Genomic DNA, 19,338 nt, shown 5'->3' with positions numbered 1-19,338 from the left:
TCTGGGGTCTCGGACCGCACCCTGTGGAGGAGCCGAGGGCGCCGCGGACTCAGACGGGCCGGGGATCGTCCGAAGCGGAGGGCTCATCCGGCTCGGACGGGCCTTCGTCGACGCCGGACGGCGCCTCGCCGATGTCCTCACCGGCGAGGAGGCGGGCCAGCGCGTCGTCCATCTCGTCGGTCGCAGGCGCCTCACCGCGCGCCCGTGCTTCGAGCCGCGCGACGAGCGCCGCGGGGTCGTCGATGTCCTCGGCGGTGGGCATGAGGTCGGGGTAGTCCCACAGGGCGTCGCGGCCGGCCACGCCGACGGCATCCGTCACGGCGCGCCACATCGCCGCGGCCTCGCGCATCCGGCGAGGGCGAAGCTCGAGCCCCACCAGCGAGCTCAGCGCCTGCTCGGCGGGGCCGCCCACGGCGCGGCGGCGGCGCACGGCCTCGGCGATGCGATCGGCGGACGGCAGGCGCGCAGTGGCGCGCTCCGTCACGACATCGACCCAGCCCTCGATCGTCGCGAGGAGGTTCTCGAGCCGGGTGAGCGCCGCGTTCTGGGCCTCCGACCGGCTCGGCAGCAGGGCGCCGCTCTCCAGAGCCCGACGCAGCTCCTCGGGCTGGGAGGGATCGAAGCGCGACGCGAGCTCTTCGAGCGCGTCGGTGTCCACGTGGATGCCGCGCGCGAAGTCCGTGACCTGGGAGATGACGTGCAGGCGCAGCCAGCGGGCATGACGGAACAGCCGTGCGTGAGCGAGTTCGCGCGTCGCGATGTAGAGCGCGAGCTGGTCGTCGGGGATCTCGAGATCGCGCCCGAAGTCGGCGAAGTTCTGCGGAAGGATCACCGCGTCGCCATCGGGCATGAGCGGGATGCCGACGTCTCCGCCGCTGACGACCTCTTTGGAGAGGTTGCCGACCACCTGGCCGAGCTGCGACGCGAAGAGCGATCCGCCGACCGTGCGCATCAGCCGTCCCGCGCCCTGCACGAGGCCCTGCATCTCCTCAGGCGCCTGTTCACGCAGCGCCTGGGTGAGCGCGTCCGCGATGCTCGTCGCCACGGGTTCGGCCAGCTCCTGCCAGACCGGCAGGGTCGCCTCGACCCAGCCGCCGCGGGTGAGCGCGCGCGGCGGGGTGGCCAGCTCGGAGATCGTGGTGGCCTCGCTCAGCCACAGCGATGCCAGGGCGAACGCCTGATCCAGGTCCGTGCGCTGGCCGTCCGTGACTCCGAGACCGTCCTGATTCGCGATGTGCAGCGCCTGGCGCTTGGCCAGGTCCCACGAGATGCCCTCGTCGGCACCGCCCGCGAACGCGCCCTGCAGGTGCTGCATGACGGTCTGCATCATCGCCGGATCGATGCCCATCCCCGACAGCTGCGCGAGCTGCTCGGGGTCCACGTCGGCACCCGCGCCGCCGAACAGCTGCCGGATCAGCTCCTGGAACTGCTCCTCGGGGCTCTGGTCGTCCTCACGGTCGGACTCTGCCACTTCAGCCGCCTTTCAGCCGGGTCATGACCTCGCCATCTACGCTAGTCGCACGGATCATCGCACTTCCCGGCACGGACCCTTCCACCCTTACGCCGGTCGCGAACGACCAGGCAGAGAAAGGTCCCTCGTGGCGCTGTTCGACGAGAACGTCACCATCACGCCCGCGCCACCGCGTGCGGACCGGCGCATGTCGCGCGGCATGGTCGCCGGCATCTGGGCGCTCGCGATCGCGCTCGCCGTGCTGCTGGTGATCACCTTCCTGCCGACCTCCTACGTGATCCAGCGTCCAGGGCCGGTGTACAACACGCTCGGCACCGCCGAGGCGGCCGATGGAACCCAGGTGCCGCTGATCTCGGTGGAGGGCGCGGAGACCTTTCCCACCGAAGGAGCGCTGGATCTGCTGACCGTGCAGGTGATCGGCAACCGCGAGCGCACGCCGTCGTGGTTCGAGCTGGCGACCGCGTGGTTCGACCCGAGCAAGGCCGTCCTGCCGATCGACGCGGTCTTCCCCGAGGGGCAGAGCACCGAGCAGCGCAACGAGGAGAGCGCCGCGATGATGGTCGACTCCCAGAAGGAGGCGACAGCCGCCGCGCTGACCGAACTCGGGTACGACGTGGACGCGAAGCTCACCGTGTACTCGTTCACGGAGGACTCGGCGGCCGAGGGGGCGCTCCAAGAGGGCGACGTGATCCTCGATGCGAACGGCACCTCGGTCACTGACGCGACCGCGCTCCGCGAGATCGTCAACGAGGGCGAGGGGGCGCCGATCGAGCTGACGATCGAGCGCGACGGCGAGGAGGAGTCGGTGTCGGTCACGCCGAAGGAGACCGAGGTCGACGGCGAGACCCTGTGGCTGCTGGGCATCACGCTCACGAACGACTTCGACTTCCCGATCGACGTGACGATCCAACTGAACAACGTCGGCGGTCCGAGCGCCGGCATGATGTTCGCCCTCGGGATCATCGACACGCTGACTCCCGACCAGCTCAACGGCGGTGAGACCGTCGCCGGCACCGGGACGATCGACGCGGAGGGCGTCGTCGGGCCGATCGGCGGCATCCGCCAGAAGATGTGGGGTGCGGTCGGTGCCGGAGCCGACTGGTTCCTGGCCCCGGAGGACAACTGCGACGAGGTCGTCGGCTACGTCCCCGTCGGACTCCGGGTGTTCTCGGTCGGGACGCTCGATGACGCGCTCGATGTGCTGGACGCCGTCCGCGACGACGGCGACCTCTCGGCCCTGCCGACCTGCACCGCAGGCTGATTCCGGCGCTCGCGGGGGCTGATCGGCCCGCACCGGCTGCGGCTTCGCCGACAGCGGAACTCACGGCTCGAGTTCGTGCACTCCACGGCATACGCCCAGAACTGCGCGCCTAGGATTGATCCGTGACCACGACCCCAGCGCCGGCCCCGGCCACGCCCTCTCGCTCCCGCAGAGTCATCGCGATCTCACTGGCGATCATCGCCGTGATCGTGGTGGCGTTCTTCATCTTCGCCAACCTCTACGCGGACTGGCAGTGGTACGCACAGCTCGGGTTCGACTCCGTGCTGATCACGCAGTGGATCGCCCGCGTCGTGATGTTCGTCGTCGGCTTCGTCGGCATGGCCGTTCCGGTGTGGCTTTCGATCCAGCTCGCATATCGGCTGCGCCCGGTCTACGCGCGGCTGAGCTCGCAGCTGGACCGGTACCAGGAGGTCGTCGAGCCGCTGCGTCGCCTGGCGATGTGGGGGATCCCGATCTTCTTCGGCTTCTTCTCCGGGTTCGCCGCATCCGCCCAGTGGGAGACCACATGGCTGTGGTTCAACGGCGTGGCCACCGACGTCACCGACCCGCAGTTCCACCTCGACACCGGCTTCTACCTGTTCGCGATGCCGTTCTACAGCGCGCTCCTGGGCTTCATCTCGGCTGTGCTGATCGTGTGCCTCCTGGTGACCGCCCTCGTGGCGTACCTGTACGGGTCGGTGCGGATCGGTCAGCGCGAGCTGCGCATCTCCAAGGCGGCGCGCATCCAGCTCGCGGTCATCGCCGGGCTCTACCTGCTGGTGCAGGCCGCGAGCCTGTGGCTGGACCGTTACAAGACGCTCGTCGAGCCCGGTGCGCGCATCACCGGCCCCGGGTACACGGGCGTGAACGCCATCATCCCGGGGCTGACGATCCTCTCGATCGTCGCGATCATCGTCGCGATCCTCTTCTTCATCACCGCCATCATCGGCCGGTGGCGCTATCCGCTGATCGCGACGGCACTGCTGATCGTCTCGGCGATCGTGGTCGGCATCGGCTACCCCTGGGTGGTCAACACGTTCCAGGTGCAGCCGAACCAGCTCAGTCTCGAGCGCGAGTTCTACCAGCGTGGCATCGACATGACCAAAGCGGCCTACGGCATCGACGGTCTCGAGAAGACCAACTTCCAGGCGGTCACCGACGTCGAGCAGAACCAACTCCGCGAGGATGCCGCCACCACCGCCCAGATCCGCATCATGGACCCGGCGGTGATCAGTCCGACGGTGCGGCAGCTCGAGCAGTTCCGCGGCTACTACCAGTTCGCGGATCCCCTCGACGTCGACCGGTACGCGATCGACGGCGTCTCGCAGGACACCGTGGTCTCCGTCCGCGAGCTCAACATGGAGCAGCTCGGCGCGGCCGCGTCGTGGCAGAACACCACCCTGGTGTACACGCACGGATACGGCGTCGTCGCGGCCAAGGGCAACGACCGCACGACCGACGGCGATCCGGTCTTCCTCGAGCGGGGCATCCCGGCAGCCGGGTTCCTGTCCGATCAGGAGAACTTCGAGCCTCGCGTGTACTTCGGCGAGTTCTCGCCCACCTACTCGATCGTCGGCGCGCCGGAGGGCACGGACCCCGTCGAGCTGGACTATCCGACGGGCGCCGACAACGCGAGCGAGACCAAGACGACCTTCAGCGGCGACGGCGGTCCGAACATCGGCAGCGTGTTCAACCGCCTGATCTACGCGCTCAAGTTCCAGTCCGAGCAGATCCTCTTCTCCGACAACGTCAATGAGGACTCCCAGATCCTCTACGACCGCGACCCGAGCGCGCGCGTGCAGAAGGCGGCGCCATACCTGACGCTCGACAGCGACCCGTACCCGAGCGTCGTCGACGGTCGCATCGTGTGGATCATCGACGGCTACACGCTCAGCGCGAACTACCCGTACTCCACCACGGTGAGCCTGCAGCAGGCGATCTCCGACTCGAACACGTCGGCGCAGCGGTTCGCGCTCGACAACATCAACTACATCCGCAACTCGGTCAAGGCGACCGTCGATGCATACGACGGTTCCGTCACGCTGTACGCGTGGGACGCCGATGACCCGGTGCTGCAGTCGTGGCAGAACGTGTACCCCTCGACGGTCAAGCCGATCAGCGACATGTCGGCCGACCTGATGAGCCACGTGCGCTACCCGACGGACCTGTTCAAGGTTCAGCGCTACGCCCTGGGCGTCTACCACGTCGATGACGCGCAGTCGTTCTACCAGCGCGACAACGCGTGGCAGACGCCGAATGACCCGCAGCTGGACACCGTCCTGCAGCCGCCGTACTACCTGACGATGCAGATGCCCGGCCAGGACGCCCCGACCTACTCGATGTTCACAAGCTTCATCCCGGCATCCGAGGGCACCGCATCCCGCAACGTGCTGATGGGGTACCTCGCCGTCGATTCGAACGCGGGCAACAAGGCGGGTGTGAAGAGTCCGGACTACGGCAAACTTCGAATGCTCGTGGTGGATGCCGACACCACGATCCCCGGGCCGGGTCAGGTGCAGAACACGTTCAACTCAGATCCGCTCATCTCCTCACAGATCAACCTGCTCAAACAGGGGCAGTCGGAGGTGATCAACGGCAACCTGCTGACGCTGCCGGTCGGCGGCGGCCTGCTCTACGTTCAGCCGGTCTTCGTTCAGGCCTCCAGCGGCACCCAGCTGCCGCAGCTGCAGAAGGTGCTGGTCGCGTTCGGCAACCAGGTGGCATTCGAGGACACGTTGAACGAAGCGCTCGATGCCCTCTTCGGCGGAGACTCCGGTGTCGACACCGGTGATGCCGACGTGACACCGACGCCCGGTCCGACGCCGGAGCCCACCCCGACGCCGGGCGAGACCACCGAACCGCAGCCGACGGAACCGCCGACGGACGAGTACCAGGCTGCGCTGCAGGACGCGCAGCAGGCCATGCTCGATCGGCAGGCGGCCCTCCAGGCCGGCGACTGGACCGCATACGGCGAGGCAGACGAGCGCCTGACCGCGGCCGTCGAGAAGCTCATCGCTCTGGGCGAGCAGTAACCGTCCACGTTGAAGGCCCCCTCCACCGTTCGGTGCGAGGGGGCCCTTCGTCTGCGCCGGCTCAGTCGGTGAGGAACCAGGACCAGATCAGCAGCAGCGTGATCGCGAAGCCGGCGATCTGGTTCACCCAGAGGAAGCGTCGCCACCCCGCGGTCGCGCGTTCGGCCGTCTCGTCCGTGATCGAGCGGAACGGCCACACGGTCGCGATGTAACCGACCGCGACGAGCGCGGCCAGTGGGCCGGGCCAAGGTGTCACCAGCATGACGAGCCCGGCCGCGGCATAGCAGCCGAGCGAGAACCACACCGTCCACCTGGCTCCGCGGGCGGTCGCGATCGACGAGATCCCGGCCTCCCGGTCCGCGACGACATCCTGCACCGCCCCGAACGCATGAGAGGCGACGCCCCAGAGGGCGAACGCGAGGATCACCGCGGCGAGCTGCCACGTCCAGGTCGCACCGGCGAGGACGAGCCCGTACACGGCGGGGGAGAAGAAGTGGATGCTGGAGGTCACAGAGTCCGCGAACGGGACCTCCTTCAGCCGCAGCGGCGGTGCACTGTAGAAGACGACGAAGAACAGGCTCGCCGCGAGCACCGCCCACGACAGCGGGGATCCGACGACCACCAGGAACACGACGAACGGCAGGCAGGAGAGCGCCGCCGCCCACAGCGTGATCCGGTGCATCCTGCGATCGAGCACCGCACCGTGCGCACCGCCCTTGCGCGGATTGCGCAGATCGGATTCGTAGTCGAACACGTCGTTGATGCCGTACATCGCCAGGTTGTACGGGATCAGGAAGAACAGCGTCCCGATCACGAGCGCCGCATCGACCTCGCGCGTGGTCATCACATACGCGGCCGCGAACGGGTAGGCGGTGTTGATCCAGCTGACCGGGCGAGACGCCACGAGCAGCTGTCCGAGCACCGTGGCCGGCCGCAAGGCCCGTGCGTCGCTCACGCCGTCGCCTCCCGATCCGCGCGGCGCCCGAGCATCGTGTAGACGGCAGGGATCAGGAACGCCGCGCACAGCGGATAGGCGAAGTCCTCCAGAGGCGCCAGTCCGATGCGCAGGCCGCTCAGATGCTCGGCGGGATACGTGAACAGGCCCGCGGCGATCATGACGTTGTCGAAGACCGCGGTCAGCGCGACGAGCACGGCGGCCGAGATCGCGGAGGCCGCCATCCGTCGCCCGAAGCCGGGGCGCCGGAGCGTCGCGAGGCTCACGATGATCGTCACGAGGACGAACGGGACGACGATCAGCGGGTAGGTCACGTGCCGCGCTCCGCGTGGGGACTCTCTGAGGACGCGGATGCCGCGCGTCGGGCCAGGATCCTCATCGCGGCCGCCCAGACGACCAGGCCGAGGTAGCACAGGAACGCGAGGAAGACGGGCTCCTCGATCGGCAGCTGCGGCGCGAGATCGATCCCGAGCAGGAGCGCACTGTCCCCCTTCACGAACACGCCGGTCGCGATGCCGACGGCGTCCCACACGAGGAAGACGGCCGTGCCGATCAGGACCGAAGCCGCGGTCCGGCCCGGCGCGCGCCAGGCGGCGAGGCGCCATCGCCCGTCCAGGGCGAGGATGCCGCCGACCGACACGAGGATCGCGAGGAGGTAGAGCCCCGGCACGTCACACCCTGGCCGGTTCGGGGAGGGGACCCGCAGTGCGATCGCCGCGCAGCCGCTTGAGCACGAGCTCGGCGGAGATGAGGCACATCGGCAGTCCGATTCCGGGCAGCGCCGACCCGCCCGCGTAGGACAGGCCCCGCACGCGCTTGGACGCATTCCGCGGCCGGAACATCGCGCTCTGACCCAGGGTGTGGGCCAGGCCCAGCGCATTGCCGCGCCACGAGTGGAGGTCGGCGGCGAAGTCCCCGGGTGCGATCGTCCGACGCACGACCACACGCTCCGCGAGATCGGGGATGCCGCACCAGTCCGAGATCTGGCGGATCACGCGGTCGGCCGCGGTCTCGACCGCGGCGTCGCCGTCGCCGTCCAGCCCGCCGCGCCCGATGGCGGGATCGGCAGGGATCGGCACCAGGACGAAGAGGTTCTCGTGGCCCGGCGGCGCGACCGCGGGGTCGGTCGCGCTCGGTCGGCACACGTACAGCGACGCGGGATCCGGGATGCGGTGGGGCTCGCGGAAGATGTCCTCGAAGTTCGAGCGCCAGTCCTCGGCGAACAGCAGGGTGTGGTGGGCGAGCTGCGGCAGCGCTCCCTCCACCCCGAGCAGCACGAGCAGCGCGCCGGGACTCGGGGTTCGCTTGGCCCACCACTTCTCGGGGTAGGTCTGCAGTTCGGCGGGAAGGAGTCGTGTCTCGGTGTGATGAAGGTCCGCGGTGGACACCACGAGGTCGGCGGCGATGTGCTCGCCGTCCGCGAGACGCACGCCCGTGGCCACGGCATCCGTCGTCGTGATCTCCACCACTTCGCAGCCGGTCCGGATCACGGCGCCGTTCGCGACCGCGAGCCGCTCGACCGCGCCGATCACCTCGGTGAAGCCGCCGCGCGGATACAGCACGCCGTCATCGAGGTCGAGGTGGCTCATGAGGTGGTACAGGCTCGGCACCGAGTACGGCGAACCGCCGAGGAAGACGGCGGGGTAGCCGAGGATCTGCCGCAGCCGCGGATCGGTGAACCGACGCTCGACGTGATGAGCGAGGGACCGTGCGAGCAGAGGGGCGAGGCGTCCGGCCCGGCGCATGAGGACCGGGTCGCGCAGCCCCGCCGTCGTCTCGTACGTGTCGTAGAGGAAGCGCGAGACGGAGAGCTCGTACGCGTCGGCGGCGGAGTCCAGGTACTCGTCGAGCGTCGCGCCCGCACCTGGCTCGATCGCCTCGAACAGGGCGGTGGCCTCATGCCGGCCCGATCGGACGTCCGTCGGCGGCAGCGGATGCTCGGCTCTCGGCTGGCTGTACACGCGGTAGGCAGGATCCAGGCGGACGAGGTCCAGCTCCTGGGCGGCCGTCGTGCCGAGCAGCCGGAAGAAGTGATCGAAGACCTCGGGCATCAAGTACCAGCTCGGGCCGGTGTCGAACCGGAAGCCGTCCCGCTCCCATGAGCCGGCGCGGCCGCCGACCTCGTCGCGGGCTTCGACGATCGTCACGTCCCACCCTTCGGCGCCCAGGAGGGCGGCCGTGGCGAGACCTGCGATGCCCGCGCCGATCACGACGGCGGCGCCCTTCTCATCGTGCGCCATGCGGGGATCCTCCGTCGATCGGTCGCGTCCGGTCATGCGCGTGCACGTGCCATGCGCGGGTGGCGCGGCGCGAAGCCGAGCCACGCACGAGCGGCGAGTGTCGCCTTCACGGTATCGGGCACGCGGACGCGCTCATCGGATGCCGAGTCACGGCGCAGCCGCATGGACAGCGCGGCGAACAGGTCATGGGCGGCGGTCACCGCGCGGCGGCAGTCCGCCGGGAGACGGGGGATGACGGCCGCCGCCGCGGCGAGATCCGCGTCGATCCGGTCGAGCACATCGATGCGGGTCGCGGATCCGGACGCGATGCCGAGGTAGTCGCGACCGAGGGCGCCCTCGTCGTGCTGGAGATCGCGCAGGAAGTTGACGTCCTGGAACGCGGCTCCCAGGCGGCGTGCGCCGTCGACGAGCTCGGGTTCGGGTGCGACGGGATGCGGCGCGCCCGCGTTCACGAACACCTGCAGGCACATCAGTCCGACGACCTCGGCGGAGCCGTAGACGTAGTCGTCGTGCGACGCCGCGTCGTGGCGCGTCCTCATCAGGTCTGTGCGCATCGATGCGAAGAACGGCCGGATCAGCGCTTCGTCGATGCCGCACTCGCGCGCCGTCCGGGCGAACGCATGCACCACGAGGTTCGCGCTGAAGCCCTGGGCGATCGCGGTCATCGTGTCCGCTTCGAGTCCGTCGAGGATCATGCGCTCGGCCGCCGAGTCGAGTCCCGCCTCGGACGCAGGGCCGTCCACGATCTCGTCCGCGATGCGCACCAGTGCGTAGATGTTGCGCACGTGCGGACGAGGGCGGACCCCCAGGAGGCGGGCGGCGAGAGCGAAGGAGGTGGAGTAGGCCGCGATCACCGCGGCAGCGGCATCCTCGGCCGCCTTGTCGTAGAGGGCGAGCCCGGTCGGATCCTCACTCACGGGATGCGCTCCTCGACGCGGTCGGCGAGATCCCGGATGAGCGGTCGTGCATCTGCGGGGAATGCCGGGTCATCGGCCGCGGAGCGCACTCCGGCGAGGGTGTCGTCGATCAGCATCCGCAGGCGGACGCGGGCGCCGCTCTCCTCGAGCGCGAGCTGTGCTTCGCGCACGGCGATCGGCCCGGTGTGCGCGACCGCGAGCGCGTCGTTCACTCGGGACCAGGAGGGTGTCTGCCGGGCGAGCGCGATCAGCGGCGTGCGCTTGGACTCGCGGAGGTCTCCTCCCTCGTCCCGGCCGGCCTGTTCGGCCGATCCGAAAGCGCCGATCAGGTCGTCGACGAGCTGGAATGCGAGGCCCAGACGGCCGCCTTCGGCGTCGAGGGCCGCGACCGCCTCAGCCGGCGCGCCCGCGAGGACGGCGCCGGCGCACAGCGGCGCGCTGAACGAGTAGACCGCCGTCTTGTTGAAGGTCGCATTGAAAATCGCCTCGGCTTCGGCGTAGTCGGGCATCACCGCGTTCTCGACATCGGCGAGCTCGCCGGCCGCCGAGACGTAGATCGCGTCGTCGAGCAGGCCGAACAACTCGGCACGGACCCCGGGCGACACGTCGGCGAGGGCGATGAGTCGCGACGCCTCGTGCAGGAGCAGGTCGCCTGCGAGGATCGCGGCCGCGTCTCCGAGCGTCGCCGCTCCGGCGGCGTCGGCCCCGCGGTCCCGTGCCCGCCGCCGGAATTCGCCTGCGACGTTGGGGATGCCGCGCCGGATCGTGTCGTGATCGATCACGTCGTCATGGACGACGAACGCAGTGTGCAGGAGCTCGAAGGCGGCGGCCACGCTGTAGAGCGTGTTCGCTTCGTCGAGCTCTCCGCCGAACGCCGCGAAGGATGCCGCGACCAGCGCGGGCCGGAAGCGCTTGCCGCCCATGGCGGCGCGACCGACCGCGTCTCCGAGCTCCTCGAACCCGCCGCCCAGCTCGATCGACCTCCGACGGATCCGACTCATCGAGCAGTCGATCGTCTCGTCGATGGCCGCTCGCGTGGCGAGCGGGATCATGAGGCCCGTCGTCGCTGCAGCGCGGGCTCCGAGCCGAACAGGTGCAGCTGCTCGGCCTGGAGCACCAGCCACGGACTGAACGCCCAGGGCGTCGCGGTGAGGGAAGTCGCGAGATCGGCGGGGTCGACCCACTTCGCTTCCACGACCTCGAGCGGATTCAGGACGGGCTCGTCGGACGTGCGCGCGGTGTAGACCGGGCACACCTCGTATTCGACGATCCCGCTGGTGTCGACCGCACGATAGCGGAACAGGGGGAGCGCGAGCTCGATGTCGGTGAGCGCGATCCCCAGTTCGTACTCGGCGCGTCGATGGACCGCCGTCAGCACGGGTTCTGCCGGCCGAGGGTGGCCGCAGAAGGAGTTGCTCCACACGCCCGGCCACGTCGACTTGCCCAGAGCCCGGCGGGTCACCAGAACCTGCCCGTCGTCGTTCATGACGTGGCACGAGAAGGCGAGGTGGAGCGCGGTGTCGGTGCCGTGGACGCTGCTCTTCGGCGCGGTTCCGATCGGCCGCCCCTCGTCATCGAGGAGGACCACGTGGTCGACGTCGCTCATGAATCCTCCTCTAATTCGCTAGTTTAGCTAGCGATATCTTTCGCCCGATGATACAAGGGGAGTGAAGGAGTGTCCACATGACGCAGCCGTGGCTCGCGCATACACCCCATGATCAGGCGGTCATGGAGGTTCTGCAAGCCGTCCGGGCTTTCAGCGACGCCATGGACAGGATGCACGGCGGCATGAAGGGCGACATGGAGATGAACGCCACCGACCTCGCTGCGCTGCGAATGCTGATCGTCCGCGAGGGTCGCGGTGAGACCGTCAGCCCGCACCAGGTCGCGGACCACTTGCGCATCTCGACGGCCTCGACCACGAAGCTCCTGGACCGGCTCTCGGCTTCCGGGCACATCGAGCGCCGCCCGCATCCGAGCGACCGCCGCGCCCGGATCGTGGTGCTCACCGACGAGTCCCGCAGCAGCTTCTTCCGCCACTTCGGCGAGCGCCTGCGCAGAATGCGCGGAGTGGCGGATCGCTACGAGGACGGCGAACTGGCCGTGATCACGCGATTCCTCGCGGAGCTCAGCGAGACGCTCGATCCGCGGTGATGCGGTTTGCGGACCGCCCGGACCGGCCCATTGCGACGGTCAGAAGACAAAGAAGATGGCCCCGGACGAGTCCGGGGCCATCTTCTTTTCGTTGCGGGGACAGGATTTGAACCTGCGACCTCTGGGTTATGAGCCCAGCGAGCTACCGAGCTGCTCCACCCCGCGGCACAAGAATCAAGCCTAGCACGGTTTGAAACCGGGGTCGGGTCGCCGCAGCCGCTTGCCGTGCGCGTCCGCAGAGGGCGAGGATGAACCCATGCCCTCCGAGCGCGACACAGACCCCGAGGACGACCTGGAGGACGGGCGTGACGAATCGCCGACCGAGCGTGCCGACCGCAACTGGAGCGAGGTCCTTCAAGAGCTGCGCGTCCTGCAGACGGGCACCCAGATCCTCACCGGCTTCCTGCTCGCCCTGGCATTCCAGCCCGCGTTCGCCGAGCTGAACGCCGGCCAGCGCGGTGTCTACCTGGGGCTGGTCGTGATGTCGGCACTCACGTCGATCGTCGCGCTCGCACCGGTCGCACTCCACCGCGCGCTGTTCCATCGGCGCGCGAAGGCGCAGGTGGTCGCATACGGGCACGCCGCGCTCGTCACGGCGCTCGCGACGGTCTCGGTGCTGCTCATCGGCGTGGTGGGCTTCGTGTTCGACGTGGTCGTCGATCGCGCCGCCGCCATCGTCGCCCTGATCGCGCTCACGTCGGTGATCCTCACGCTGTGGATCATCGCGCCGGGCGTCATCCGCGCACGCCTGAGCATCAAGGCTCCCCGATGACCGCCCACGGCTCTGACACGACGGCCGTCGCCGTCGCCCAGTTCGCCCCCGCGGCCGACAGGAGCGCGAACCTCGTCGCGATCGAGCAGCTCGTGGTGGCGGCGTCCCGCCGAGGGGCCGCCCTCGTGGTCTTCCCGGAGTACTCGAGCTACTTCGTCGACCCGTTCGACGACTCGCTCCGCGCCCATGCCGAAGAGCTCGACGGTCCCTTCGTGCACGCCCTCACGGCGCTGGCCGCCGAGCACGGAGTGCACATCGTCGCCGGGCTCGTGGAGTCGGCGGCCGACGACCGCCGCGTTCGCAACACGGTCGTCGCGATCGCAGCCGACGGAATCGTCGCCACGTACCGCAAGCTCCATCTGTACGACGCGTTCGGTCAGCGGGAGTCCGACTGGGTCGAACCCGGAGAGCTCGCCGACACTGAGACGTTCGAGCTGAACGGTCTGCGCTTCGGGTTGATGACGTGCTACGACCTCAGGTTCCCCGAAGTGGGTCGGATGCTCGCCGATGCCGGCGCGGATGCGTTCCTGGTGCCCGCCGAGTGGGTGCGCGGCCCGCTGAAGGAGCATCACTGGCGCACGCTGGTGCACGCCCGGGCGATCGAGAACACGGTGTACGTGGTCGCGGCCGATCATCCGCCGCCGCTGGGCGTCGGCAACTCGATGATCGTCGACCCGCAGGGCGTCGAGATCGCCGCGATCGGGACCTCGACGGATGTCGCCGTCGCCCACCTCGATCGATCGGCGGTCGAGCGCGTCCGCAGGGTCAACCCCGCGCTGCGGCTCCGGCGCATGGGGGTCGTGCCGCGAGCCTGACCGCCGCGGCGAGTCCGCTCAGCCTGCGAGAGCGGCGAGTCGGGATGCCGCGTCCTCGAGCACTTCGACGCGCTTGCACGCGGCGAACCGCACCAGCGTCGCGTATTCGGCTCTTCGTGCCGGGCTCGCGAATGCAGTCAGTGGGATCGCGACGACCCCTGCGCGCTCCGGCAGCGCACGGCAGAACTCGGCGGCATCGGTCGCGCCGAGGGGTGCGGCATCCATCACCGTGAAGTAGGACCCGGACGGGACCGACACGTCGAAGCCGGCAGCGCGCAGACCCGAGCCGAGCAGATCGCGCTTGGCGCGCATCGCCTCGGCGATGTCGTCGAAGAACGCATCCGGCAGCCTCAGCCCGGTCGCGATCGCCGGCTGGAACGGCGCCCCGTTGACGTAGGTGAGGAACTGCTTGACCGCGAGCACCGCATCCACGAGGTCGGACGGTCCCGCGATCCATCCGATCTTCCAGCCCGTGGTCGAGAACGTCTTGCCGCCCGAGGAGATCGTCAGCGTGCGCTCCCACGCGCCGGGGAGCGTCGCGATCGGCACGTGTGGCCCATCGAAGGCGAGATGCTCGTACACCTCATCCGTCACGATCACGGCGTCATGGCGCTCGGCCAGCCGCACCACCTCATCCTGCAGCTCGCGCGTGAACACCGCTCCGGTGGGATTGTGCGGGTCGTTCACGAGGATGACACGCGTGCGGTTCGAGACCGCGGCGCGCAGGTCGTCAGGGTCGGGCTGGAAATCCGGCCACCGCAACGGCACGGTCACGAGCCGTGCGCCGGCCAGCGCGACGACGGCCGCGTACGAGTCGTAGTACGGCTCGAACACGACCACCTCGTCATCCGGGCCTTCGACGAGCGCGAGCAGGGTCGCCGCGAGCGCCTCGGTCGCACCCGCGGTCACCAGCACATCGCGGTGCGGATCGAGGTGCTGACCGTAGAAGCGCAGCTGGTGCTCGGCGATCGCGTCGAGGAGATCGGGGATACCGCGCCCGGGCGGATACTGGTTGACCCCGTGGGCGATCGCAGCGCGCGCCGCCTCGAGCACAGCCGGGGGTCCGTCCTCATCAGGGAAGCCCTGACCGAGGTTGATCGCGCCGGTTCGCGCCGCGAGGGCCGACATCTCGGCGAAGATGGTGGGGCGGGTGGATCCGTCGGGACCGAGCAGGCCTGCGCCGAACGCCGTGCGGCGCCAGGCTCCGGGTATTTCTCGCATCCGGTTCACGCTACTCGCATAGTCGACCCCCATCCCCGGCATAACAAACGCACAGAAACCCGGGCGAGAGTTGTCAGTGGTCGGCAGAAGGAGCAATCATGAGCGACACCGAGGGCGAACGCCCTTCAGAAACCACCCCCGAGACCGCGAGCGGCGCGGCGCCCCAGGCACAGCAGCCCGTCGTTCCGCCCGCACCGCAGGCGCCCGCGCCCACCGCGGCTGCGCCCCAGGCCCCTGGCTCGCAGATTCCCGCCCAGCCGCAGTGGCAGCCGCCGCAGGGCGCGCGCCCCGCGGCCGCTCCGGCCGGCTACCCGCCGTACCCGCAGCAGGCCCCGTACGGCGCCCCCCACGCTCAGCCGTATGCGGGTCAGCCCGCAGCCGGTCAGCAGTACGCGTCATCGTTCGGTCCCGGCGCTCGTCCTGACCTGGCGCAGACGCAGCCCACGGCCCCGCTCGGCGGCCCGGCAACGGGCGCGGTCGCGACCGGAACGGCCACCAAGAAGAAGTCGGGCGCCGGCAAGGTCGTGGGGCTCATCGTGGCCGCCGCGATCGTCGGCGGCGCCGCCGGCCTCGGCGGAGCGTACGCGGGCGTCAACCTCTTCACTCCGGCCGGCAGCAGCCCGGCCGCCGGCCCTTCGACGGTCACCGTGAACAACACCGACTCGGTGAACCAGACCACGGCGATCTCCGCGAAGGTGCTCCCGAGCGTCGTCACGATCCAGGCGACGGGCACGAACGGTGCCGGAACCGGCTCGGGCGTGGTGCTCACCAGCGACGGCTACGTCGTCACCAACACGCACGTCGTCACGCTGGACGGTGCCACCTCCGACGCGACGATCCGGGTGACCACCTCCGACGGGCGCGTCTACGACGCGGAGGTCGTGGGCACGGATCCCACCTACGACCTCGCCGTGATCAAGCTCACGGATGCCGAAGGACTGACCCCGATCGAGTTCGCGGACTCGTCGGAGCTGAACGTGGGCGACCAGACGATCGCGATCGGTGCGCCGCTGGGGCTGTCCAACAGCGTCACGACGGGCATCGTCAGCGCGCTGAACCGCTCGATCCAGATCGCCTCGTCGGCGGTGCCGGACTCCGGCGACGCGCAGGATGACTCCCAGACGCCTGACAGCCAGACGCCGGAGGGCCAGTCGCCGTTCCAGTTCGACTTCGGCGAGGGCGACTCGCAGGCGCAGACCCCGAGCGAGTCGATCTCGATCGCCGTGATCCAGACGGATGCCGCGATCAACCCCGGCAACTCGGGCGGCGCGCTGGTCGACGAAGAGGGCAAGCTCATCGGCATCAACGTCGCGATCGCGACGGCGGGCGGCTCGAGCGGCGAATCCGGCTCGATCGGCGTCGGGTTCTCCATCCCGTCGAACATCGTCGAGCGTGTGACCGGGGAGATCATCGAGAACGGTGCCGCCACCCACGGCCTGCTCGGTGCGAGCGTCCGAGACGCGGCATCCGTCGAGTCCTCGACGATCACCGGCGCCTACATCGCCGAGGTCGTCGCCGACGGCGCCGCCCAGGCAGCCGGCCTCGCCGAAGGCGACATCGTCACCGCCTTCAACGGAGTGCCGGTGACCGATGCCACCGACCTGACTGCGCAGGTGCGTGCCGCCGCAGCGGGAAGCGACGCGACCGTCACGTTCGTCCGCGACGGCGAGACGAAGACCGTCGATGTGACTCTGGGAGAGCTGGCGCTGTAGCGCACCTCCCGGTCTGAGACGCCACCCCGCGATAGAGTCGCGGGGTGGCGTCTTTCTCGTTCGGCGCGGGAAACGCTCGGCAGATCGCGAGCATCCCGCTCTATGCACTCGGCCGCCTCGCCACCCTCCTCATCCCGCGTCGTCGCGCGGACTGGGTGTTCGGCTGCGGCGTCGGGATCGGCGACGGCGCGCTCGCCCTCTGGGACGTCGTCGCCGCCCACGGCCACCCCGCGATCTGGCTGGTCGGCAGCCCGCGGGAGGCACGGGATGCCGCGACCCGCGGCATCCCGACCGCGTACAAGCGTTCACTGCGCGGGTTCTGGCTCACCGCCCGAGCAGGCGTCGTCGTCGTCACGCACGGGTTCGGCGACGTCAACCGGTTCGCGGTCTCGGATGCGTTCGTCGTGCAGCTCTGGCACGGGATCCCGCTCAAGCGCATCGGCCTTGATTCGCCGGAGACCGTCCGCAGCGGCATCCTCCCGGGCTCCCGCCTCCTGCGCGGCCTGATCGCCCGCATGTACCGGGGCGCCACCCGCCGGATCCACGTCCTGCCGGCCGCCTCGCATCTGGTCCGCGGGCGGCTGGAGTCGGCGTTCGGACTGCCCGACCCACGCGTTCCGGTCACCGGCGAGCCGAGGGTGGATGTCCTCTCGCAGGGCACACCGGGGACGCGACGGTCCGAGGCGCGTGCGGCGATCGACAGCGCAGCCGGTCAGCTCGAGGCGTCGGCCCGCCTGGTGCTCTATGCGCCCACCTGGCGCGACGGAGCAGCCGATCCGGCCGTGCCGTCCGCCGACGAGTGGAAGCGCATCGTCGAGGTCCTCACCCGCCACCGCGCGGTGCTCCTGGTGCGGTCGCACCCGCTCGGCGCGGGCGACTACGCCCCCCCGTTCGCGACCGAGCGGGTGCTCGGGCTCGGCAGCGAGCTCGTGCCGGACGTGACGCCGCTGCTTCCGGGACTGGACGCGCTCGTGACGGACTACTCATCGCTCGCATTCGATGCCGCCCTCGTCCCGCTGCCGGTCATCTTCCTGGCTCCCGACGTGGAGGCCTACGCGCGCAGACGCGGCTTCTACGGCTCGTATCGCGACGTCGCCGGCGAGGAGTGGGCCACCGACTGGACCCAGGCCGCAGCGCAGCTGGATGCGCTGCTGGGCGATGCGACCGATCGCGCGCGCCGCATCGAGAGATCCGTGCGCGTGAGCGAGCACGTGCACGCGTTCCGCGACGGCGGCAACACCGACAGGGTGTACCGTGCGATCCTGGCGGGGCTCGACGCTGCTCGGCACGACGCCGCGACGGCGACCACCACGGAGGTATCCCGATGACCGAGGCCCGCTTCACCACCGACGGGGGTGCCGCGCTGATCGTCGCGGGCACCGGGGCTCGGCCGATCTCGGTCGAACTCGTCGGTTCGCGCGCGCGGGTGACCGGGACCACGTCTGGGCGGAGCAGGACCTGGAAGGCGACCCTTCCGCTGCAGGCGTCCCGCTGGGGCGGTGCCGAACTCCCCCTTCCGGTGGGAGCGTACGAGCTGCGGATCGTGCCGTCCGAGGGCACCGAGGCGGAGCCGCCGGCATCCGTGCCCCTCGCCCAGCTCGGAACCCTGCGCGCCTCCCTCGACGGATCGACGCTGACGATCGGCCCCCCGATCGACCCCGCGTACGACTCCGGTGAGGGGCAGGCCGCCCTCGACCGGCGCTATGCGACGCGCCCCGCGGCCCTGGAGAACGCGGTGTTCTTCGAGAGCTTCTACGGCCGCAACGCCAGCTGCAACCCGTTGGCGATCGATCGGGAGCTCGCGCGTCGGGCGCCGGGCGTGACGCGGTACTGGAGCGTCGTCGACCTCTCCGTGCAGGTGCCCGGAGGCGCGGTGCCCGTCGTCGACGGCAGCCCGGAGTGGTGGCGCGCCCGCGGCTCGGCGCGGCTGCTCGTGGTCAACGACTGGCTGCGTCGCACGTTCTCACGGCGGCCGGGGCAGGTGGTCCTGCAGACCTGGCACGGCACGCCGCTCAAGCGTCTCGCACTGCACCGGCCGGGCTTCGACCCGCGGCGGATGGCAGCCGTCATCAAGGAGTCGCGTCGCTGGAACGTGCTGCTGGCGCAGAACCCGTATGCGGCGCGGATCCTCGGCAAGGCGTACGCGTTCCTCTCCCGCCCGATCTGGGTCGAGGGCTATCCCCGCAACGACATCCTGACGAGCGGCGATGACGGTGCGACCCGGCTTGCCCTCGGCATCCGTCCCGATGAGCGCGTCCTGCTGTACGCGCCGACCTGGCGCGACGACCGCACTGAGATGGTCGACTTCGTCGACCCGGCCGCGCTCGCCGAGGCGACCGATGCCGTCGTCCTCGTCCGCGGCCACTCCCGCACCCTCCTTCCCGGGCGGGATGCCGAGGGCCCGCGCGTGGTCGACGTCACCGGGTTCCCCGACACGTCGCGGCTGCTGCTGGTGGCCGACGCGCTGATCACCGACTACTCATCGGTCATGTTCGATTTCAGCGTGACGGGCAAGCCGATGTACTTCCTGGTGCCCGACATCGAGCACTACCGTGGCGAGCTGCGCGGCTTCTACTTCGACCTGGCCGCCCATGCGCCCGGGCCGGTGGTGCGCACCGAGGCGGAGCTGGTCACCGCGCTCCGCGACGGCGATCCCTCCGACCACGCCGAGAAGTACGCGCTGTGGCGGGAGAAGTTCAACGCGCGCGACGACGGCCATGCCGCCGAGAGGGTGGTCGCGCGCATCCTCGATCAGGGATTCGTGACCGCAGCGGAGTAGACCGCGCCG

At 70.0% G+C, this 19,338-nt stretch carries 17 protein-coding genes and 1 tRNA gene; 8 read left to right on the top strand and 10 right to left on the bottom strand.

Features of this window, described 5'->3' with window-relative positions; all coding sequences use genetic code 11:
- Positions 1–49 precede the first annotated feature (49 nt).
- Positions 50–1,471 (bottom strand): zinc-dependent metalloprotease, encoded by a 1,422-nt coding sequence (locus tag BM349_RS11525; protein ID WP_091706970.1) that lies wholly within the window; start codon positions 1,469–1,471, stop codon positions 50–52.
- A gap of 127 nt (positions 1,472–1,598) precedes the next feature.
- Here BM349_RS11525 and BM349_RS11520 point away from each other — a divergent pair, with 127 nt between their 5' ends.
- Together BM349_RS11520 and BM349_RS11515 are read left to right on the top strand one after the other, a co-directional pair.
- The gene (locus BM349_RS11520; protein WP_091706969.1) at positions 1,599–2,732 is read left to right on the top strand and encodes a YlbL family protein; all 1,134 of its coding nucleotides are present in this window, start codon (positions 1,599–1,601) and stop codon (positions 2,730–2,732) included.
- A gap of 122 nt (positions 2,733–2,854) precedes the next feature.
- The gene (locus BM349_RS11515) at positions 2,855–5,764 is read left to right on the top strand and encodes a UPF0182 family membrane protein (protein WP_091706968.1); all 2,910 of its coding nucleotides are present in this window, start codon (positions 2,855–2,857) and stop codon (positions 5,762–5,764) included.
- 61 nt (positions 5,765–5,825) lie between these two features.
- Here the strand turns inward: BM349_RS11515 and BM349_RS11510 are convergent, their stop codons facing one another.
- The 7 genes from BM349_RS11510 to idi are packed head-to-tail and all read right to left on the bottom strand — an operon-like array spanning position 5,826 to position 11,482.
- Positions 5,826–6,719 (bottom strand): prenyltransferase, encoded by an 894-nt coding sequence (locus BM349_RS11510; protein ID WP_175525275.1) that lies wholly within the window; start codon positions 6,717–6,719, stop codon positions 5,826–5,828.
- Positions 6,716–7,033, bottom strand: a complete 318-nt coding sequence (locus tag BM349_RS11505; protein WP_091706967.1) for a lycopene cyclase domain-containing protein — start codon at positions 7,031–7,033, stop codon at positions 6,716–6,718. Before BM349_RS11505 ends, BM349_RS11510 begins: the two co-directional genes overlap by 4 nt.
- A complete protein-coding gene (locus BM349_RS11500; RefSeq protein ID WP_091706966.1) occupies positions 7,030–7,389 on the bottom strand; it encodes a lycopene cyclase domain-containing protein in 360 nt (119 codons plus the stop codon). The genes BM349_RS11505 and BM349_RS11500 overlap by 4 nt, the downstream gene beginning before the upstream one ends.
- 1 nt (position 7,390) lies before the next feature.
- A complete protein-coding gene (crtI, locus tag BM349_RS11495; protein WP_091706965.1) occupies positions 7,391–8,959 on the bottom strand; it encodes a phytoene desaturase family protein in 1,569 nt (522 codons plus the stop codon).
- 32 nt (positions 8,960–8,991) lie between these two features.
- A complete protein-coding gene (locus BM349_RS11490; RefSeq protein WP_091706964.1) occupies positions 8,992–9,876 on the bottom strand; it encodes a phytoene/squalene synthase family protein in 885 nt (294 codons plus the stop codon).
- Positions 9,873–10,928 (bottom strand): polyprenyl synthetase family protein, encoded by a 1,056-nt coding sequence (locus tag BM349_RS11485; RefSeq protein ID WP_091706963.1) that lies wholly within the window; start codon positions 10,926–10,928, stop codon positions 9,873–9,875. The genes BM349_RS11490 and BM349_RS11485 overlap by 4 nt, the downstream gene beginning before the upstream one ends.
- The gene (gene idi, locus BM349_RS11480) at positions 10,925–11,482 is read right to left on the bottom strand and encodes an isopentenyl-diphosphate Delta-isomerase (RefSeq protein ID WP_091706962.1); all 558 of its coding nucleotides are present in this window, start codon (positions 11,480–11,482) and stop codon (positions 10,925–10,927) included. Before idi ends, BM349_RS11485 begins: the two co-directional genes overlap by 4 nt.
- Before the next feature lie 77 nt (positions 11,483–11,559).
- Between idi and BM349_RS11475 the strand changes: the two genes are divergently transcribed.
- Positions 11,560–12,030, top strand: coding sequence for a MarR family winged helix-turn-helix transcriptional regulator (locus tag BM349_RS11475; protein ID WP_091706961.1), 471 nt, complete (start codon positions 11,560–11,562; stop codon positions 12,028–12,030).
- A 91-nt stretch (positions 12,031–12,121) separates the two neighbouring features.
- Here the strand turns inward: BM349_RS11475 and BM349_RS11470 are convergent.
- Positions 12,122–12,195 (bottom strand) — tRNA-Met (locus tag BM349_RS11470).
- Between the two features lie 91 nt (positions 12,196–12,286).
- Here BM349_RS11470 and BM349_RS11465 point away from each other — a divergent pair.
- Both BM349_RS11465 and BM349_RS11460 read left to right on the top strand, forming a co-directional pair.
- Positions 12,287–12,802: a DUF6328 family protein gene (locus BM349_RS11465; protein WP_091706960.1), complete on the top strand. Its 516-nt coding sequence runs from the start codon at positions 12,287–12,289 to the stop codon at positions 12,800–12,802.
- Positions 12,799–13,617: a carbon-nitrogen hydrolase family protein gene (locus BM349_RS11460; protein ID WP_091706959.1), complete on the top strand. Its 819-nt coding sequence runs from the start codon at positions 12,799–12,801 to the stop codon at positions 13,615–13,617. The genes BM349_RS11465 and BM349_RS11460 overlap by 4 nt, the downstream gene beginning before the upstream one ends.
- Before the next feature lie 18 nt (positions 13,618–13,635).
- On the opposite strand, the gene BM349_RS11455 is transcribed toward BM349_RS11460, so the two are convergent.
- Positions 13,636–14,838, bottom strand: a complete 1,203-nt coding sequence (locus BM349_RS11455) for an aminotransferase class I/II-fold pyridoxal phosphate-dependent enzyme (protein WP_091706958.1) — start codon at positions 14,836–14,838, stop codon at positions 13,636–13,638.
- A gap of 98 nt (positions 14,839–14,936) precedes the next feature.
- Here BM349_RS11455 and BM349_RS11450 point away from each other — a divergent pair, with 98 nt between their 5' ends.
- The 3 genes from BM349_RS11450 to BM349_RS11440 are packed head-to-tail and all read left to right on the top strand — an operon-like array spanning position 14,937 to position 19,329.
- Entirely contained in the window at positions 14,937–16,550 is a 1,614-nt protein-coding gene (locus tag BM349_RS11450) for a S1C family serine protease (protein ID WP_091706957.1), read from the top strand.
- A 44-nt stretch (positions 16,551–16,594) separates the two neighbouring features.
- On the top strand, positions 16,595–17,878 hold the full coding sequence (locus BM349_RS11445) for a CDP-glycerol glycerophosphotransferase family protein (RefSeq protein WP_091706956.1): 1,284 nt from the start codon (positions 16,595–16,597) through the stop codon (positions 17,876–17,878).
- The gene (locus tag BM349_RS11440; RefSeq protein WP_091706955.1) at positions 17,875–19,329 is read left to right on the top strand and encodes a CDP-glycerol glycerophosphotransferase family protein; all 1,455 of its coding nucleotides are present in this window, start codon (positions 17,875–17,877) and stop codon (positions 19,327–19,329) included. Before BM349_RS11445 ends, BM349_RS11440 begins: the two co-directional genes overlap by 4 nt.
- Positions 19,330–19,338 lie beyond the last annotated feature (9 nt).

The sequence above is a fragment of the Microbacterium sp. cf046 genome (assembly GCF_900114345.1).
Lineage (GTDB): Bacteria > Actinomycetota > Actinomycetes > Actinomycetales > Microbacteriaceae > Microbacterium.
Note: the sequence above shows the minus strand (reverse complement) of the source record. Positions and strands in the feature narration are given on the sequence as shown.

Coding starts and splice junctions, on each gene's coding strand:
- crtI (WP_091706965.1), bottom strand. CDS start 8,959: ATGGCGCACGATGAGAAGGGCGCCGCCGTCGTGATCGGCGCGGGCATC.
- BM349_RS11485 (WP_091706963.1), bottom strand. CDS start 10,928: ATGATCCCGCTCGCCACGCGAGCGGCCATCGACGAGACGATCGACTGC.
- idi (WP_091706962.1), bottom strand. CDS start 11,482: ATGAGCGACGTCGACCACGTGGTCCTCCTCGATGACGAGGGGCGGCCG.
- BM349_RS11475 (WP_091706961.1), top strand. CDS start 11,560: ATGACGCAGCCGTGGCTCGCGCATACACCCCATGATCAGGCGGTCATG.
- BM349_RS11465 (WP_091706960.1), top strand. CDS start 12,287: ATGCCCTCCGAGCGCGACACAGACCCCGAGGACGACCTGGAGGACGGG.
- BM349_RS11460 (WP_091706959.1), top strand. CDS start 12,799: ATGACCGCCCACGGCTCTGACACGACGGCCGTCGCCGTCGCCCAGTTC.
- BM349_RS11455 (WP_091706958.1), bottom strand. CDS start 14,838: ATGCGAGAAATACCCGGAGCCTGGCGCCGCACGGCGTTCGGCGCAGGC.
- BM349_RS11450 (WP_091706957.1), top strand. CDS start 14,937: ATGAGCGACACCGAGGGCGAACGCCCTTCAGAAACCACCCCCGAGACC.
- BM349_RS11440 (WP_091706955.1), top strand. CDS start 17,875: ATGACCGAGGCCCGCTTCACCACCGACGGGGGTGCCGCGCTGATCGTC.